13 protein-coding genes are annotated in these 15,551 nt (G+C 69.9%); 6 read left to right on the top strand and 7 right to left on the bottom strand.

Annotated features, from left to right (window positions below; translation table 11 throughout):
• Positions 1-80 precede the first annotated feature (80 nt).
• The gene (locus AC06FP_RS05590) at positions 81-1,976 is read right to left on the bottom strand and encodes an ATP-binding cassette domain-containing protein (RefSeq protein WP_478074833.1); all 1,896 of its coding nucleotides are present in this window, start codon (positions 1,974-1,976) and stop codon (positions 81-83) included.
• A 26-nt stretch (positions 1,977-2,002) separates the two neighbouring features.
• Positions 2,003-2,908, bottom strand: coding sequence for a LysR family transcriptional regulator (locus AC06FP_RS05595; protein WP_478074834.1), 906 nt, complete (start codon positions 2,906-2,908; stop codon positions 2,003-2,005).
• Positions 2,909-3,005: 97 nt separating this feature from the next.
• Here AC06FP_RS05595 and AC06FP_RS05600 point away from each other — a divergent pair, with 97 nt between their 5' ends.
• Positions 3,006-4,061 (top strand): YeiH family protein, encoded by a 1,056-nt coding sequence (locus tag AC06FP_RS05600; RefSeq protein WP_478074835.1) that lies wholly within the window; start codon positions 3,006-3,008, stop codon positions 4,059-4,061.
• 94 nt (positions 4,062-4,155) lie between these two features.
• The gene (gene dbpA / locus AC06FP_RS05605) at positions 4,156-5,532 is read left to right on the top strand and encodes an ATP-dependent RNA helicase DbpA (protein WP_478074836.1); all 1,377 of its coding nucleotides are present in this window, start codon (positions 4,156-4,158) and stop codon (positions 5,530-5,532) included.
• 100 nt (positions 5,533-5,632) lie between these two features.
• Here the strand turns inward: dbpA and AC06FP_RS05610 are convergent, their stop codons facing one another.
• From AC06FP_RS05610 to AC06FP_RS05620, 3 genes are all read right to left on the bottom strand, one after another.
• Positions 5,633-6,163 carry an adenine phosphoribosyltransferase gene (locus AC06FP_RS05610; RefSeq protein ID WP_478074837.1) on the bottom strand — a complete coding sequence of 177 codons (531 nt, stop codon included), beginning with the start codon at positions 6,161-6,163 and terminating at the stop codon, positions 5,633-5,635.
• A gap of 22 nt (positions 6,164-6,185) precedes the next feature.
• On the bottom strand, positions 6,186-7,745 hold the full coding sequence (locus AC06FP_RS05615; protein ID WP_478074838.1) for a protein adenylyltransferase SelO: 1,560 nt from the start codon (positions 7,743-7,745) through the stop codon (positions 6,186-6,188).
• Between the two features lie 205 nt (positions 7,746-7,950).
• On the bottom strand, positions 7,951-8,160 hold the full coding sequence (locus tag AC06FP_RS05620) for a cold-shock protein (RefSeq protein ID WP_055769319.1): 210 nt from the start codon (positions 8,158-8,160) through the stop codon (positions 7,951-7,953).
• Positions 8,161-8,476: 316 nt separating this feature from the next.
• On the opposite strand from AC06FP_RS05620, the gene AC06FP_RS05625 reads away from it, so the two are divergent.
• The 4 genes from AC06FP_RS05625 to AC06FP_RS05640 all read left to right on the top strand — a co-directional run bounded on the left by AC06FP_RS05625 (position 8,477) and on the right by AC06FP_RS05640 (position 12,917).
• Positions 8,477-8,950 carry a YaiI/YqxD family protein gene (locus AC06FP_RS05625; protein WP_478074839.1) on the top strand — a complete coding sequence of 158 codons (474 nt, stop codon included), beginning with the start codon at positions 8,477-8,479 and terminating at the stop codon, positions 8,948-8,950.
• A 42-nt stretch (positions 8,951-8,992) separates the two neighbouring features.
• Positions 8,993-9,541 (top strand): YaeQ family protein, encoded by a 549-nt coding sequence (locus AC06FP_RS05630; RefSeq protein WP_456119218.1) that lies wholly within the window; start codon positions 8,993-8,995, stop codon positions 9,539-9,541.
• Positions 9,542-9,566: 25 nt separating this feature from the next.
• Positions 9,567-10,751, top strand: coding sequence for a BaiN/RdsA family NAD(P)/FAD-dependent oxidoreductase (locus AC06FP_RS05635; RefSeq protein ID WP_478075290.1), 1,185 nt, complete (start codon positions 9,567-9,569; stop codon positions 10,749-10,751).
• A gap of 93 nt (positions 10,752-10,844) precedes the next feature.
• Entirely contained in the window at positions 10,845-12,917 is a 2,073-nt protein-coding gene (locus tag AC06FP_RS05640; protein ID WP_478074840.1) for a GGDEF/EAL domain-containing response regulator, read from the top strand.
• Between the two features lie 119 nt (positions 12,918-13,036).
• Here the strand turns inward: AC06FP_RS05640 and fabV are convergent, their stop codons facing one another.
• Both fabV and secF read right to left on the bottom strand, forming a co-directional pair.
• A complete protein-coding gene (gene fabV / locus AC06FP_RS05645) occupies positions 13,037-14,299 on the bottom strand; it encodes an enoyl-ACP reductase FabV (protein WP_478074841.1) in 1,263 nt (420 codons plus the stop codon).
• Between the two features lie 247 nt (positions 14,300-14,546).
• On the bottom strand, positions 14,547-15,515 hold the full coding sequence (gene secF, locus AC06FP_RS05650) for a protein translocase subunit SecF (protein WP_478074842.1): 969 nt from the start codon (positions 15,513-15,515) through the stop codon (positions 14,547-14,549).
• Between the last annotated feature and the right edge of the window lie 36 nt (positions 15,516-15,551).

Raw genomic sequence — 15,551 nt, forward strand, 5'->3', positions numbered from 1 at the left:
CGGCCGCGATTGTCACATGACGATGGCGGCAGGCGCCGCAGGGCCATCGGACCGCCCTGGTGGCGGCGATCCGGCGGCAGTCAGCCGTCCAGCTCTTCCCAGCGCGCGTAGGCCGCGTCCAGCTCGGCCTGCACCCTGGACAGCTGCTGGGTGTGCGCGGTGACCTCGGCACTGGAGCGGGTGTAGAACGCCGGGTCGTTCATCGCGCCGGTCAGGCCTTCCACATCGCGTTCCAGTTGCTCGATCCTGGCCGGCAGCTGTTCCAGCTCGCGCGCGTCCTTGAAGCTGAGCTTGCGCCTGGCCGGTGCCACCTCGGCGGCCGGCGCGGCCGCCGGCTTCGCCGCGGGCACCGCCGTGGCCGAGGCCTTGGCCACCGCCATGCCGCTCTGCGCCGGCGCCGGGCGCTGGCGCAGCGAGTCGGTATAGCCACCGACGTAGTCGCCCACCTTGCCCTCGCCTTCCAGCACCAGGGTGGAGGTGACCACGTTGTCGAGGAAGTCGCGGTCGTGGCTGACCAGCAGCAGGGTGCCGGTGTAGTCGCCCAGCAGCTCTTCCAGCAGCTCCAGGGTTTCCACGTCCAGGTCGTTGGTCGGTTCGTCCATCACCAGCAGGTTGGACGGCTGCGCGAACAGCTTGGCCAGCAGCAGGCGGTTGCGCTCGCCGCCGGACAGCCGGGTGATCGGCGCGCGCGCGCGTTCGGGGGTGAACAGGAAGTCCTGCAGGTAGGCATGCACGTGCTTGCGCTTGCCGTTGAGGTCGATGAAGTCCGCGCCCTCGGCCACGTTCTCGATCGCGCTCCAGTCCTCGCGCAGCGTGGCGCGGTACTGGTCGAAATAGGCGATCTGCAGGTTGGTGCCCTGCCGCACCTCGCCGCTGTCCGGCTGCAGTTCGCCCAGCAGCAGCTTCAGCAGCGTGGTCTTGCCGCTGCCGTTGGGGCCGATCAGGCCGATGCGGTCGCCGCGCAGGATGGTGGTCGAGAAGTCCTTGATCATGACCCGCTCGCCGAAGGCGAAGGACACGTCCTTGACGTCGATGACCTTCTTGCCGGAGTTTTCGCCCGCGGCCGCTTCCAGCCTGACGTTGCCGCCCAGCTCGCGGCGCTGGCTGCGCTCCACGCGCATGGCCTTGAGCCGGCGCACGCGGCCCTCGTCGCGGGTGCGGCGGGCCTTGATGCCCTGCCGGATCCACACTTCCTCCTGCGCCAGCAGCTTGTCGAAGCGCGCGTTCTCCTGCGCCTGCGCGTTGAGGCGTTCCTCGCGGCGGCGCGCGTAGTTGTCCCAGTCGCCCGGCCAGCTGGTGACCTGGCCGCGGTCGATCTCGACGATGCGGGTGGCCAGCGCGCGCAGGAAGCGGCGGTCGTGGGTGACGAACACCACGCAGCCCTGCCAGCCCTTGAGGAAGGTTTCCAGCCAGTCGATGGCCTCGATGTCCAGGTGGTTGGTCGGCTCGTCCAGCAGCAGCACGTCCGGCCCGGCCACCAGCGCGCGCGCCAGCAGCACGCGGCGCTTCATGCCGCCGGACAGGCGGCCGAACTCGGCATCGCCATCCAGCTCCAGCTTGGTCAGGGTCTCGGACACGCGCTGGTCCAGCGCCCAGCCGTCCGCCGCGTCGATCCTGGCCTGCACCCTGCCCATGGCATCGCCGTCGAACACCTCGGCATGGCTCAGGCGGTGGAACTCGGCCAGCCAGTGGCCCAGCTCGCCCAGCCCGTCGGCGACCACGTCGAACACGCTGCCGGCGGCGCCGTGCGGCACCTCCTGCTCCAGGCGGGTGACGCGCACGCCCTGCTGGACGCGCACTTCGCCGTCGTCCGGCTTCAGTTCGCCGGCCATCAGCTTCATCAGGGTGGATTTGCCGGCGCCGTTGCGGCCGATCAGGGCGATGCGCTCGCCGCTTTCGATCGACAGTTCGGCTTTTTCCAGCAACAACGGGCCGCCGACGCTGTAGTCGACGTTCTGCAGGGTGATCAAAGGCATGCGCGCATTGTACGGGAGCGGCGCGCTCAGCCGTCGGCGAACGTCTCTTCGTCCAGCGCCAGCAGGCGCCGCAGGCTGGCCGGCACGCGCCTGCCCGGGTGCCGCACCGCCCACAGCTGGCGGCGCAGCGGCGGCAGCGGCGTGGCCAGTTCGTGCAGCCGCCCGAGCGCGACCAGGTCGGCCACCGCGTGCCGTGACAGGCAGGCCAGGCCGAGCCCGGCGACCGCGCCCTGCTTGATCGCCTCGGTGCCGCCGAGCTGCAGCACCTCGGCAAAGCCGTGCAGGTGCGGCAGCAACGCCTGCTCGGCGGCCTCGCGGGTGCCGGAGCCGGGTTCGCGCAGCAGCCAGCAGGCGCCGCGCAGCTGCGCCAGGTCCGCGCCCACCCGCAGCGCGGCCGCCTGTGGGTGGCGGTCGCCGAACACGATAACCAGTTCATCCTCGCGCCAGGCCGCCACGTCCAGCCCCGGTTCGTGGCAGGGGCCTTCGATCAGGCCGATGTCCACTTCCAGCCGCTGCACCGCGCCGGCCACCTCGCGGGTATTGCCGATCACCAGGTCGACCTGGGCCTGGCGGTTGCGCTCGCGCAGGTCGGCGATGCGCGCCGGCATCAGGTAGTTGCCGATGGTGGTGCTGGCGCCGACCCGCCAGCGCACCGGCGCGGCGGTTTCATCGCCCAGGCGGAAGCGGCGCTCTAGGTCGTCCATGCCCGCCAGCAGGACGCGCGCCTCCGGCAGCAGGGCGCGGCCATGGCCGTTGAGCACCAGCCGCCGCCCGACGCGGTCGAACAGCGCCAGCCCCAACAGGTTTTCCAGTTCGTTCAAGGCCGCGCTCACCGCCGACTGCGACAGGCCGATGGCCTCGCCCGCAGCGGTGGTCGTTCCGGTGTCGGCCACGGCCCAGAAGATCTGCAGCTGGCGCAGGGAAAGATGCATGACTTACCCGTTAAACAGGTTATTCATACAAATACTATCTGTTTTACGGGTGATTGCACTGAGGTCAGGATGGGCCACCTCCTGATAACCATCCGTCATGAACACCGCTACACAAGGATTTTCCCCGACCCGGCCGTCTCCGCTTCCCGGCCTGCTGCTGACGGCCGGCATCGCCGCCGTTTCGCTCTGGCTGGGCACCCTGCCCTGGCTGCAGGCCCACGGCATCAGCGCGCTGACCCTGGCCATCGTGGTCGGCATCGCCCTGGGCAATACCGTCTACGGCGCCGTGGCGCCGCGCGCGGCCGCCGGTGTCGGCCTGTCCAAGGCGACGCTGCTGCGCGCCGGCATCGTGCTCTACGGCCTGCGCCTGACCCTGCAGGATATCGGCCAGGTCGGCGTGGCCGGCGTGGCGATCGACGCGCTGGTGCTGTGCTCCACCTTCGCCCTGGCCTGGTGGCTGGGCTGCCGGGTACTGGGGCTGGAACGCAACACCGCCCTGCTGATCGGCGCCGGCAGTTCCATCTGCGGCGCCGCCGCGGTGATGGCCACCGAGCCGGTGGTCAGGGGCCGCGCCGAACAGGTGGCCGTCGCCGTGGCCACCGTGGTGGTGTTCGGCACGCTGGCGATGTTCCTCTACCCGCTGCTCTACCAATGGGGCGTGGGCGCCGGCTGGATGCCGCTGGACGAGGCCGGCTTCGGCGTGTTCACCGGCTCCACCGTGCATGAAGTGGCGCAGGTGGTGGCTGCCGGGCGCGCCGTCAGCCAGCCGGCCGCCGACGCCGCGGTCATCGCCAAGATGGTGCGGGTGATGATGCTGGCGCCGTTCCTGGTCGGGCTGTCGGCGCTGCTGGCACGCGGCCGCCACGCCGGCACCGGCCCGCGCGCGAAGATCGCCGTGCCCTGGTTCGCCTTCGGCTTCATCGCCATGGTCGGCTTCAACTCGCTGCAGCTGCTGCCCGCGCAGTTGGCCGCCGCGCTGATCGACCTGGACACCGCCCTGCTGGCGATGGCGATGGCGGCGCTGGGGTTGACCACCCACGTTTCGGCCCTGCGCCAGGCCGGCACCCGGCCGCTGCTGCTGGCGGTGCTGCTGTTCGCTTGGCTGCTGGGCGGCGGGCTGCTGATCAACCTCGGCGTGCGCGCCCTCCTGTAGGAGCGACTTCAGTCGCGAAAGGGCTTTCCCACGAAGTCCCCTTCGCGGCTGAAGCCGCTCCTACATTCCGCCGCGCCATCTGCGAAAATGCGGCATGACCGATTTCTCCTCGCTGCCGCTGATCCCGGCCCTCGCTCCCGGCATCGACGCGCTGGGCTATACCGCCATGACCCCGGTGCAGGCGCTGAGCCTGCCGCCGATCCTGGAAGGGCGCGACGTGATCGCCCAGGCCCCCACCGGCAGCGGCAAGACCGCCGCCTTCGGCCTGGGCCTGCTGAACCGGCTCGACCCGGCCACCATCCGCACCCAGGCGCTGGTGCTCTGCCCCACCCGCGAACTGGCCGACCAGGTCGGCAAGCAGCTGCGCAGGCTCGCCACCGGCATCCCCAACCTCAAGCTGCTGGTGCTGACCGGCGGCGTGCCGCTGGCCCCGCAGCTGGCCTCGCTGGAAGCGCACGACCCGCAGGTGGTGGTGGGCACGCCCGGCCGCGTGCAGGAACTGGCGCGCAAGCGCGCGCTCAACCTCGGCCAGGTGCGCAGCTTCGTGCTCGACGAGGCCGACCGCATGCTCGACATGGGCTTCGAGGAACCCATCCGCGAAATCGCCGGCCGCACCCACAAGGAACGCCAGGGCCTGCTGTTCTCGGCGACCTTCCCCGATGCGATCCGCGAACTGGCCCGCGCCCTGCTCGACGAACCGGTGGAAGTCACCATCGACGGCCAGCAGGAAGCCCCGGCCATCCAGCACCTGTTCTTCGAGGTCGAATCCGCGCACCGGCAGAAGGCGCTGGCCGGCCTGCTGCTCAAGTACACGCCCGAGTCGGCGGTGGTGTTCTGCAACACCCGCAAGGACGTGGACGAGGTGGCCAACTCGCTGCGCCAGTTCGGCTTCTCCGCGCTGGCCCTGCATGGCGACATGGAGCAGCGCGACCGCGACGAGGTGCTGCTGCAGTTCGCCAACCGCAGCTGCAACGTGCTGGTCGCCAGCGACGTGGCCGCGCGCGGCCTGGACGTCGAAGACCTGGCGGCGGTGGTCAATTACGAAATGCCCAGCGACCTGGACACCTACCGCCACCGCGTGGGCCGCACCGCCCGCGCCGGCCGCAGCGGCCTGGCGCTGAGCCTGGTCGCCGGCCGCGAGCGGCACCGCGCCGATGCGCTGGAAGCCGACCAGGGCAGCGCCCTGAACTGGCAGAAGACGCCGCTGGCCACCGCGCGCCCTGCGCAGCTGCCGCAGGCGGCGATGACCACGCTGCGCATCGACGGCGGCAAGACCGACAAGCTGCGCGCCGGCGACATCCTCGGCGCGCTCACCGGCGAGGCCGGGCTGTCGGGCAAGGCCATCGGCAGGATCGACATCTTCCCCACCCGCTCCTACGTGGCCATCGCCCGCGAACAGGCCGGCAAGGCGGTGGCGCGGCTGGAAGCCGGCAGGATCAAGGGCAGGCGCTTCCGCGTGCGGAAGATGTAGAACCGTTCCCGGCTTCGCCGCAGGAGCGGCTTCAGCCGCGATGGGGCCTCACCGGGAAAGCCTTTTCGCGGCTGAAGCCGCTCCTACGGTGGGGCGGCGGTCAATACACCAGCGTGGCCTGCAGCGGCAGGCCGCCGGGCCAGCGCTGGCGGCCGCCCAGTCCGTCCAGCTCCACCAGCACCGCCGCGCCCAGCACTTCGGCCTCGAGCTGCCGCGCCAGCAGCAGCGCCGCGGCGAGCGTGCCGCCGGTGGCCAGCACGTCGTCGACCAGCAGCACCCGCGTCCCCGGCGCGATGGCGCCGGCACAGACTTCGATGCGGTCGCTGCCGTATTCCAGCGCGTAGTCCTGCACCAGGGTGGCGCCGGGCAGCTTGCCCGGCTTGCGCACCGGCACGAAACCGGCGCCCAGCTCCAGCGCCAGCGCGGCGCCGAGGATGAAGCCGCGCGCTTCCACGCCCAGCACCGCCTGCACCCCGGCCGCGCGCCATGGGTCGGCCATCGCCGCGATCGCGGCACGGAAACCGGCGGCATCGGCCAGCAACGGGGTGATGTCCTTGAAGCGGATGCCGGGCCGGGGGAAATCGGCCACGTCGCGGATCGCGCCGGACCAGTCGGGAGGGGAGTTCGTCATCGGGTCATTGAAGCGGAAAGGATCAGGAACTGCACGACAGCATCGAACAGCCGGCGCGCTCGCGCGCCCACTCCGGGCGCCGCCGCGCGAACGCCTCGCGGCCGGGCTGCTCGTCGCAGGGGCACCGCAACACGTCCAGCAGTTCGGCGATGCCGGTGGCGTCGCCCTGCTCGGCGCGGTCGATGGCCTGCTGCGCCAGCCAGTTGCGCAACACGTATTTCGGGTTGGCGGCCTGCATGATGCGGCGCCGCTCCGCGACCGGCAGGCCGGCATCGCGCACGCGCGCGGCGTGGCGCTGCAGCCAGTCCCGCAGGTCGGGCATCACCCGTTCGCGGGCCGCGGGCGAATAGAACGCCTCTTCCAGCGCGGCCGCATCCGGCTGCTCAGGATCGACGTCGGCCAGCGCCCGGAACGCGAGGGTCATGTCCATCTCGCCAGCGTGCAGCAGCTCCCGGAAGCGCGCCATCAATGCATCATCGCCTTCGCGGTACCCGCCCAGGCCGAGCTTGGCGGCCAGATGGCCGCGTTCCTCGGCGGCGAAACGCGCCTGGAAGGCATCCAGCCCGGCCTGCAGCGGCGCCACCTCGTCGAACAGCGGCGACAGCGCCTGCGCCAGCCGGACCAGGTTCCAGTACGCCACCTGCATCTGCGTGCCGAAGCGGTAGCGGCGGCCCTGGGCGTCGGTGGTGTTGGGCGTCCAGTCCGGGTCGTAATCCTCCACCCAGCCATACGGACCGTAGTCGATGGTCAGGCCGAGCACGGACATGTTGTCGGTGTTCATCACCCCGTGCACGAAGCCCACCCGCATCCACTGCGCGACCATCACTGCGGTGCGCGTGCAGATCTCGGCGAACCAGTCGGCCTGGCGCGACGGGCCGGGCGGCAGGTGCGGAAAATCGCGGTCGATGCAGAACTCCACCAGCCGCCGCAGCAACGCCAGGTCGCCGCGCGCGGCCGGCAGCTCGAAACTGCCGAAGCGGAGGAACGAAGGCGCCACCCGGCACACCACCGCGCCCGGTTCGGCGCGTGGATGACCGTCGTAGAACATGTCGCGCACCACCGTTTCGCCGGTGCCGACCAGGCTCAGCGCACGCGTGGTCGGCACGCCGAAGTGGTGCATGGCCTCCGAGCACAGGAACTCGCGGATCGACGAGCGCAGCACCGCGCGACCATCCGCACCACGCGAATACGGGGTGGGCCCGGCGCCCTTGAGCTGCAGTTCCCAGCGCCGGCCGTCGGCCAGCAGTTCTCCCAGCGAAATGGCACGGCCATCGCCCAGCTGCCCGGCCCAGTGCCCGAACTGGTGCCCGCCGTAATTGGCCGCCCACGGCTGCATGCCGGCATACAGCGCGTTGCCGCCGAATACCTCGGCGAAATCCGGCGCCTGCACGGCCGCCGCATCGAAGCCCAGCAGCGCCGCCACCTCCGGCGAATGCGCCAGCAGCCGCGGCGCCGCCACCGGCGTGGGCATCACCTGCGACCAGGCCGCGCCCAGCACCTCGCGCCGGCGCGATCCGCCCTCGGCATCGCCGGGCAGCTCGCGCAGGAAACGGTTGTCGAAATGCAGCGCGGAGGTATCCATCGATAGCAGATGGGGGCTGGACCCGTGGTCACAAGCGCGGCGGCGAGCGCGGCGCTGTTTGCGGCATCACCCGTCGACGGCCCGAAGGACGGCGGGCACAGAAAACCAGCGGAGCGGCTCCGACATCACGCGTCGGCTCGACAAATAAAAACGCCGGAAGCTTTCGCTTCCGGCGTTCTGGCTACCTTGCGGTCGCGGGGGTCGGTTAGACCGCCTGCACCTGGTCAGCCTGCATGCCCTTCTGGCCCTGCACGGCGACGAAGGTCACCTTCTGGCCTTCCTGCAACGACTTGAAGCCGGTGCCCTGGATGGCACGGAAGTGCACGAACAGGTCGGGGCCGCTTTCCGGGGTGATGAAACCAAAACCCTTGGCATCGTTGAACCACTTCACCGTGCCGGTCTGACGCTCAGACATTACAAACTCCTGGAACTATTGATTGGAAATCGCAGCCGCCGGGGATCGGGGCCGAGACTGAGTTGCAGGCGTTGGTAAAACGGAACGATGAGCGGATCGGTGAGATCAGCTGCATCAGGCCACGATTCACGGTGACCCTTGCAAGCACAGTGGGGCGAAAGATACGCGGCTTTCCGCCAAAAAGCGACAAATACCGCATTCATCTGCCGGCGCGGGCCGCTGCGCGGCAACAATCCCGGCAAATTCATTGGCTTGGCGCCTGCCAAGGGCGGCCGTACATGCGCCCCCGGCCGGTGCAGCGGCTAGACTGCGCGGCATGGAATCCACCCCTCCCGCCCCGTCGCCCCGCATCTGGGTCGACGCCGACGCCTGCCCCGCGGTCATCCGCGACATCCTGTACCGCGCCGCCGAGCGCACCCGGATCGAGGTGATCCTGGTCGCCAACCGCTGGCTGCAGACGCCCTCCTCGCGCTTCATCCGCGCCATGCAGGTGGCCGGCGGCCCGGACGTGGCCGATGACGCGATCGCCGAGCGCGTCGCCGCCGGCGACATGGTGATCACCCAGGACATTCCGCTGGCCGCGCGGGTACTGGCCAGGGGCGCCGCCGCGCTGGACCCGCGTGGCGAGCCGTTCAGCTCCGACAGCATCGCCCAGCGCCTGTCGATACGCGACTTCATGGCCGAACTGCGCGGCGCCGGCGTGCAGACCGGTGGCCCGGCCAGCCTGCATGCGCGCGACCGGCAGGCCTTCGCCGCGCGGCTGGACCAGTGGCTGGCACGGCAACGCTGACGCGCCCGCGCAGTAGAATGGCGGTCTTTGCCCCGTGATCCCATGGCCCTTACCGCCACCATCCGCAAGGCCGAGCTGCAGATCAGCGACATGGACCGCGGCTACTACGCGACCCACCACCTGACCCTGGCCCAGCACCCCTCCGAGACCGACGAGCGCCTGATGGTGCGCCTGCTCGCCTTCGCCCTGAACGCCGACGACCGCCTGGAGTTCGGCCGCGGCCTGAGCACCGACGACGAGCCGGACCTGTGGCAGCACGACTACACCGGCGACATCCTGCAGTGGATCGACCTGGGCCACCCGGACGAATCGCGCGTGCGCAAGGCCTGCAACCGCAGCCGCCAGGTGCAGGTGGTCAATTACGGCGGCAACGCCTCGGACATCTGGTGGCAGAAACAGGGCAAGGGCCTGGCCCGCTTCGCCAACCTGTCGGTGGTGGACCTGGACGCGGGCTTCGTCGAGCGCTGGGGCCAGCAGATCCAGCGGGCGATGCGCTGGAGCGTGCTGATCCAGGACGGCGAGGTGCAGATCCTCAACGACCAGGTCCAGCTCGACGTCATCCCCGCCTGGCGCAAGCGCGCGGCGGAATAGGCGCGCGGTGGCGACGGACCAGGGCATGGCGGTGCACCGCTGCGACGTGCTGGTGATCGGCGCCGGCGCCGCCGGGCTGATGTGCGCGTTCACCGCCGGCCAGCGCGGCCGCATCGTGCAGGTGATCGACCATGCCAACAAGGTCGGCAAGAAGATCCTGATGTCCGGCGGCGGCCGCTGCAATTTCACCAATACCGGCACCAGCGCCGCCAACTTCCTTTCGGCCAACCCGCATTTCTGCAAATCGGCGCTGGCCCGCTACACGCCGGCCGACTTCATGGCGATGGTCGAGCGGCACCGCATCGCCTGGCACGAGAAGGAACTGGGGCAGCTGTTCTGCGACGTGTCCTCCAAGCTGATCGTGCGCATGCTGCTGGACGAATGCCAGCAGGCCGGCGTGCAGATCCGCACCGACTGCGCGGTGCAGGGCATCGAACGCGGCGCCGATGGGTTCCGCGTGCGCACCGCCCATGGCCTGTTCCATTGCGCCTCGCTGGTGATCGCCACTGGCGGCCTGTCCATTCCCAGCATGGGCGCCAGCGGATTCGGCTACGAGGTCGCGCGCCAGTTCGGCCATGAGGTGCTGCCCACCCGCGCCGGGCTGGTGCCGCTGACCCTGAGCGGCAGGCACCAGGAACGCTTCGCCGAGCTCAGCGGCGTGGCGCTGCCGGTGGAGGCGCGCTGCAACGGGCAGCGCTTCCGCAACTCCATGCTGCTGACCCACCGCGGCGTCAGCGGCCCGGCGATCCTGCAGATTTCCTCGTACTGGCAGCCCGGCGACGACCTGCGCCTGGACCTGCTGCCCGGCCACGACGCGCTGGAATGGCTGCGCGCGATGAAGCGCGAGCGCGGCGCCTCGGAGCTGCGCACGGTGCTGGCCGAGGTCATGCCCAAGCGCATGGCGCAGCGCCTGTGCGAACACTGGCTGCCGGACAAGCCGGTGCGCCAGCTCGACGAGCCGCAGCTCAGGCAGGCCGCGGCCGTGCTGGCCGATTTCCCGCTGGTGGCCAGCGGCACCGAGGGCTACCGCACCGCGGAGGTGACCCTGGGCGGCGTGGACACGCGCCAGGTCTCGTCCTCCACCCTGGAGTCGCGGCAGGTGCCGGGGCTGCATTTCGTCGGCGAGGTGCTGGACGTGACCGGCTGGCTGGGCGGCTACAACTTCCAGTGGGCCTGGGCCTCGGGCCACGCGGCCGGACAGGCGGTCTGAGCGGCGCGCAGGAACCGCGTCACAGGCAAGCGATCCACGCATGGACGGCACCGCACCCATGTTGTATTAAACCCGGTCAGAGGGGAGTCCTGAATGCAGAACGGCAAAGAAACAACCCTGCGCCTGCTGATCGTCGACGACAGCGCCGAGAACGCCGAGGCGATCGTCAGCGCCCTGCGCAACAGCGGCATCGCCATCCGCCCGTTCCGGCCGCAGGCGCCGGCCGAACTGATGGAGATCCTGTCCGGCCAGTCCATCGACCTGGTGCTTTCGGCGCCCTCGCAGCTGATCCCGCAGGCCCTGCTCAGCCAGCAGATCGCCGCCAGCGGCAAGGACATCCCGGTGATCCTGCTGGCCGAACGGGTCGACGAGCAGATGCTGGTCGAGTCCGGCGCCAACGGCATCCGCGCCATCGCCCTGCGTCAGCGCCCCGAGCACCTGCTGGCGGTGGTGCGCAACGAATGGACCGACCTGCAGGCCCGCCGCGGCCTGCGCCGGATCGAGGCGCAGATGCGCGAGACCGAGCGCCGCTGCGACGCGCTGATCGCCTCCTCGCGCGACCCCATCGCCTACATCCACGAAGGCATGCACATCCGCGCCAACGAAGCCTATCTGGAGATGTTCGGCTACGACTCGTTCGAGGACGTGGAAGGCATCTCGCTGCTGGACATGGTCGCGCCGCAGCACGTGGAGGATTTCAAGCAGCTGCTGAAGGCGCTGGGCAAGGGCGAGGCGCCGCCGCCGCAGTACGAGGTGCATGCGCGCAACCAGGACGGCGACAGCTTCCCGGCGACGATGGAATTCACCGCCGCCACCTACGAGGGCGAGTCCTGCTTCCAGGTGGTGTTCCGCCGCCGCGAGGAATTCGACCCGGAACTGGCGCGCGAAGTCGAGGAGCTGCGCCAGCGCGACCAGGTCACCGGCCTGCTCAACCGCCCCACCTTCATGGTGCACCTGGAAAACGCGGTGGCGCAGGTCAGCCGCAGCGAGGGCCAGTACGGCTTCCTGCTGGTCGACCCCGACCACTACGCGCGGCTGCTGCCCGACATCGGCCTGGATTCGGCCGATGCGCTGGTCGCCGCGCTGGGCCAGCACCTGGCCGCCACGCTCGGCGACGGGCTGTCGGTCGCGCGCTTCGGCGAGCACAGCTTCGCCATCCTCGCCCAGGGTGACTACGCGCATACCACGCGGCTGGCCGAGCGCGTGCGCGAAGCCTTCGCCTCGCATGTGTTCAGCATCGGCGCGCGCTCGGCGACGGTCACCGTCAGCATCGGCGGCGTGCAGGTCGGGGAGAAGATCGCCAGCGTCGGCCAGGTGCTGGCGCGCGCCAGCGACTGCACCCGCGCCGCGGCCGAGCTGGGCGGCAACACGGTCAAGGTCTTCGACCCGGGCGCGGCCGACCGCGTCGAGGAAGAGCGCATCCAGCGCTGGGTGCAGCTGATGCGCGACGCGCTGGAAGGCGACGGTTTCCAGTTGCGCTTCCGCCCGGTCATCAACCTCATGGGCGAGGCGATCCAGCTGTACGACGCCTCGCTGCGCCTGCGCAACAACGACGAGATGGTCGGCCCCTCGACCTTCCTGCCGATCGCCGAGGACCAGGGCCTGCTCGCGCCGATCAACCGCTGGCTGGTCGGCCATGCGATCCAGGCGCTGGGCGAGCGCCGCCGCGCCGGCCACCACACCCACCTGATGGTGCGCATCACCCCCGAATCGTTCTCTGACCCGCAGCTGCTGGCGGTGATCCGCGACGGCCTGCAGGCCGAGGGCGTGTCCGGCGACCAGCTGTGGCTGCAGGTTGCCGAGGCCAAGGTGTTCACCCATCTGCGCAATGCGCAGCAGTTCCTGGCCGCGGTCTCGGCGCTGGGCTGCAAGGTCGGGCTGGAGCAGTTCGGCTCCGGGCTGGATTCGTTCCAGCTGCTGGCCCACTTCCAGCCGGGCTTCCTCAAGCTGGACAGCAGCTTCACCGCCGATCCGGCGCAGGCCCGCGAGCAGTTGCCCAAGACCCAGGAAATCACCGCGCGCGCGCAGTCCGAGGGCATCCGCACCATCGCCGAATTCGTCTCGGACGCGGCGACGATGAGCCTGTTGTTCACTTCCGGCGTGGACTACGTGCAGGGCGACTTCGTCGGCCCGGCCGGCCCGGAAATGAACTTCGAGTTCGGCTGAGCCGGGGGCGGGCGGCACGCCCGCAATACGGCGATCGCGCACTGTCGTGCGCTCCTGCGCCGGGCGTCCGCTGCGACGGCGCGGACGAAAAGGCCGGCGTATCCGCCGGCCTTTCCGCATCAGGTCAGGTCGACCAGGTTGTCGATCCTGACGTCCGGGTTCACGTCGGCGTCGTAGTCCACGCCGTCGATGCCGAAGCCGAACAGGCGCAGGAAGTCGGCCTTGTAGCCGGCCAGGTCGCTGATCTCGTACAGGTTCTCGTTGGTCACCTGCGGCCACAGTTCGACCACCATGCCCTGCACTTCCGGCGCCATCTCCTTGTAGTCGGCGCGCAGGCGGCCTTCCTCGTCGACCAGGGCGATGCTGCGGCCCTTGCCGTCGACCAGCTCCTGGCGGATGTGGTCGGCCGCGTTGGCGCCGCCCTGCGGGCCGTTGTAGAGGATGTCGTACAGGGTATCGAGCTGCTCGATGCAGCCCTCGTGGGTGCCCTCGTCCTTCATCACCTTGAACAGCAGCGACAGGTACAGCGGCATGGTCGGGATCGCCGAGCTGGCCTGGGTGACCACCGCCTTGAGCACCGACACGCGCGCATCGCCGCCGATGCCCTGCAGGCTGGCGCGGATGTCCTTGACCTTGGCGTCCAGGTCCTTCTTGGCGGCGCCGATCGAGCCGTTCCAGTAGATCGCCTGGGTGATCTCCTCGCCGACATAGGTGAAGGCGGTGGTGGTCGCGCCCGGCGCCAGCACGCCGGCTTCCAGCAGCGCGTCGATCCACATCTGCCAGTCCTCGCCGCCCATCACCTGCACGGTGCCGGCGATCTCCTCGGCGGTGGCCGGCTGCAGGGTGGTCTCGGTCAGCACCTCCTTGTCTGTATCCAGGCCGCGCAGGGTGATCGGCGCGCCGATGGGCTTGAGCGTGGAGCTGATGACCTCGCCGGTCTTCGGGTGCTTCCGGCGCGGCGACGCCAGGCTGTAGACCACCTGGTCCACCTGGCCCAGGTCGGCCTTGATGATCTCGATGACCTTGGCCTTCACCTCGTCGGAGAACGCATCGCCGTTGACGCTGCGCGCGTACAGGCCGGCCTGGTGCGCGTACTTCTCGAACGCGGCCGAGTTGTACCAGCCGGCGGTGCCCGGCTTGCTCTCGCTGCCCGGGCGCTCGAAGAACACGCCCAGGGTGGCGGCGTCGCTGCCGAAGGCGGCCTTGATGCGCGCGGCCAGGCCGTAGCCGGTGGAAGCGCCGATCACCAGCACCTTCTTCGGGCCATGGGCGAGCCGGGGCTGCGCCTTGATGTAGTCGATCTGCTCCTTGACCGCCGCGTCGCAGCCGGCCGGATGGGTGGTGACGCAGATGAAGCCGCGCACACGCGGTTTGATGACCATGGAAACCTCGGTTGGATACGGGAAAACAGCGCCGCGGCACGGGACAGGCGGGCGCCGAACCGCGAGGATCGTAGTGTGCGCCCGCAGCGAAAACAACCGACGCCACCGCATGGATCGCGGTGCCGGATGCAGGCGCGCGCCTCGGTGCGCGATCGGCGCCCTGCCGACAGAACCGCGACCGGCGGCGAGCGCAAAAAGAAAGAGCCGCGCGATGCGCGGCTCTTCCCGGACGGAAACCGGCGGGCCCTTACGGACGGCGCGCCAGTTCCTCAACGTCCTTGGCCTTGGGCAGCAGGTCCTGCTTGGAGACGCGGAACGGCCCGATGCTCAGCAGCGGGACGGCCACGATGATCGAGGACACCACCACGATCACCGCGCCCACCATGTGGGTCTCGGCCAGGCCTTCCATCGACTCGCCGCCGTACAGGTACAGCGCCAGCGCCGACAGGAAGAACAGCACCGCGGTGATCACCGTGCGCGACAGCGTCTGGTTGATCGAGCGGTTCAGCACCTCCAGCGGCTCCACGCGCAGGCTGCGGAAGTTCTCGCGCACGCGGTCGAACACCACGATGATGTCGTTGATGGCGAAACCCATCACCGACAGCATGCCGGCCAGCACGGTCAGGTCGAATTCGCGGCCGAGCAGCGACATGTAGGCCACGGTCAGGATCAGGTCGAAGAACGCGGTGATGCTGGCCACCATCGCGAACTTCCACTCGAAGCGCGCGGCGATGTAGATCAGGAAGCCGATCACCATGAACAGCGTCGCGTAGATGCCGTTCATCACCAGGTCCTTGCCGACCTGCGGGCCGACGAACTCGCCCGGCTGCGCGGTGGCCGCGTTGTCGGCCGTGCTGATCGCGGCGCGCACCTTCTCGGCCACCTTCTGCGCGGCATCGGCGGCGTTGTTGTGCTCGCCTTCGGGCGGCAGGCGGATCATCAGGTCGTTGCCGCCGCCCACGCTCTGCACCTGGGCGTTCTCGAAGCCGGACGCGGCCAGGCGCTCGCGCACCGCCTCGGCATCGACGCTCTTCTCGAAGTGGGTGCGGACCACGGTGCCGCCGGTGAACTCCAGCGCGTAGTTGAAGCCCTTGAAGCCGATGATGGCCAGCGACACCAGCAGCAGCACCACCATCAGCGCGAGCACCGGCCGGCGGTGGCGCATGAAGTCGATGTTGGTGTCGTTCGGGACGATGTGGAGCGGAAATAGTTTCATGCAGGGAGTTTCCTGTCAGCCCCCGCACGCGGGCGT

It is taken from the genome of Stenotrophomonas sp. Steno-Z2 (assembly GCF_056393235.1).

Bases quoted from the DNA above. Each gene is read 5' to 3' on its own strand.
- AC06FP_RS05590 (WP_478074833.1), bottom strand. From the start codon at position 1,976: ATGCCTTTGATCACCCTGCAGAACGTCGACTACAGCGTCGGCGGCCCG.
- AC06FP_RS05595 (WP_478074834.1), bottom strand. From the start codon at position 2,908: ATGCATCTTTCCCTGCGCCAGCTGCAGATCTTCTGGGCCGTGGCCGAC.
- AC06FP_RS05600 (WP_478074835.1), top strand. From the start codon at position 3,006: ATGAACACCGCTACACAAGGATTTTCCCCGACCCGGCCGTCTCCGCTT.
- dbpA (WP_478074836.1), top strand. From the start codon at position 4,156: ATGACCGATTTCTCCTCGCTGCCGCTGATCCCGGCCCTCGCTCCCGGC.
- AC06FP_RS05610 (WP_478074837.1), bottom strand. From the start codon at position 6,163: ATGACGAACTCCCCTCCCGACTGGTCCGGCGCGATCCGCGACGTGGCC.
- AC06FP_RS05615 (WP_478074838.1), bottom strand. From the start codon at position 7,745: ATGGATACCTCCGCGCTGCATTTCGACAACCGTTTCCTGCGCGAGCTG.
- AC06FP_RS05620 (WP_055769319.1), bottom strand. From the start codon at position 8,160: ATGTCTGAGCGTCAGACCGGCACGGTGAAGTGGTTCAACGATGCCAAG.
- AC06FP_RS05625 (WP_478074839.1), top strand. From the start codon at position 8,477: ATGGAATCCACCCCTCCCGCCCCGTCGCCCCGCATCTGGGTCGACGCC.
- AC06FP_RS05630 (WP_456119218.1), top strand. From the start codon at position 8,993: ATGGCCCTTACCGCCACCATCCGCAAGGCCGAGCTGCAGATCAGCGAC.
- AC06FP_RS05635 (WP_478075290.1), top strand. From the start codon at position 9,567: ATGGCGGTGCACCGCTGCGACGTGCTGGTGATCGGCGCCGGCGCCGCC.
- AC06FP_RS05640 (WP_478074840.1), top strand. From the start codon at position 10,845: ATGCAGAACGGCAAAGAAACAACCCTGCGCCTGCTGATCGTCGACGAC.
- fabV (WP_478074841.1), bottom strand. From the start codon at position 14,299: ATGGTCATCAAACCGCGTGTGCGCGGCTTCATCTGCGTCACCACCCAT.
- secF (WP_478074842.1), bottom strand. From the start codon at position 15,515: ATGAAACTATTTCCGCTCCACATCGTCCCGAACGACACCAACATCGAC.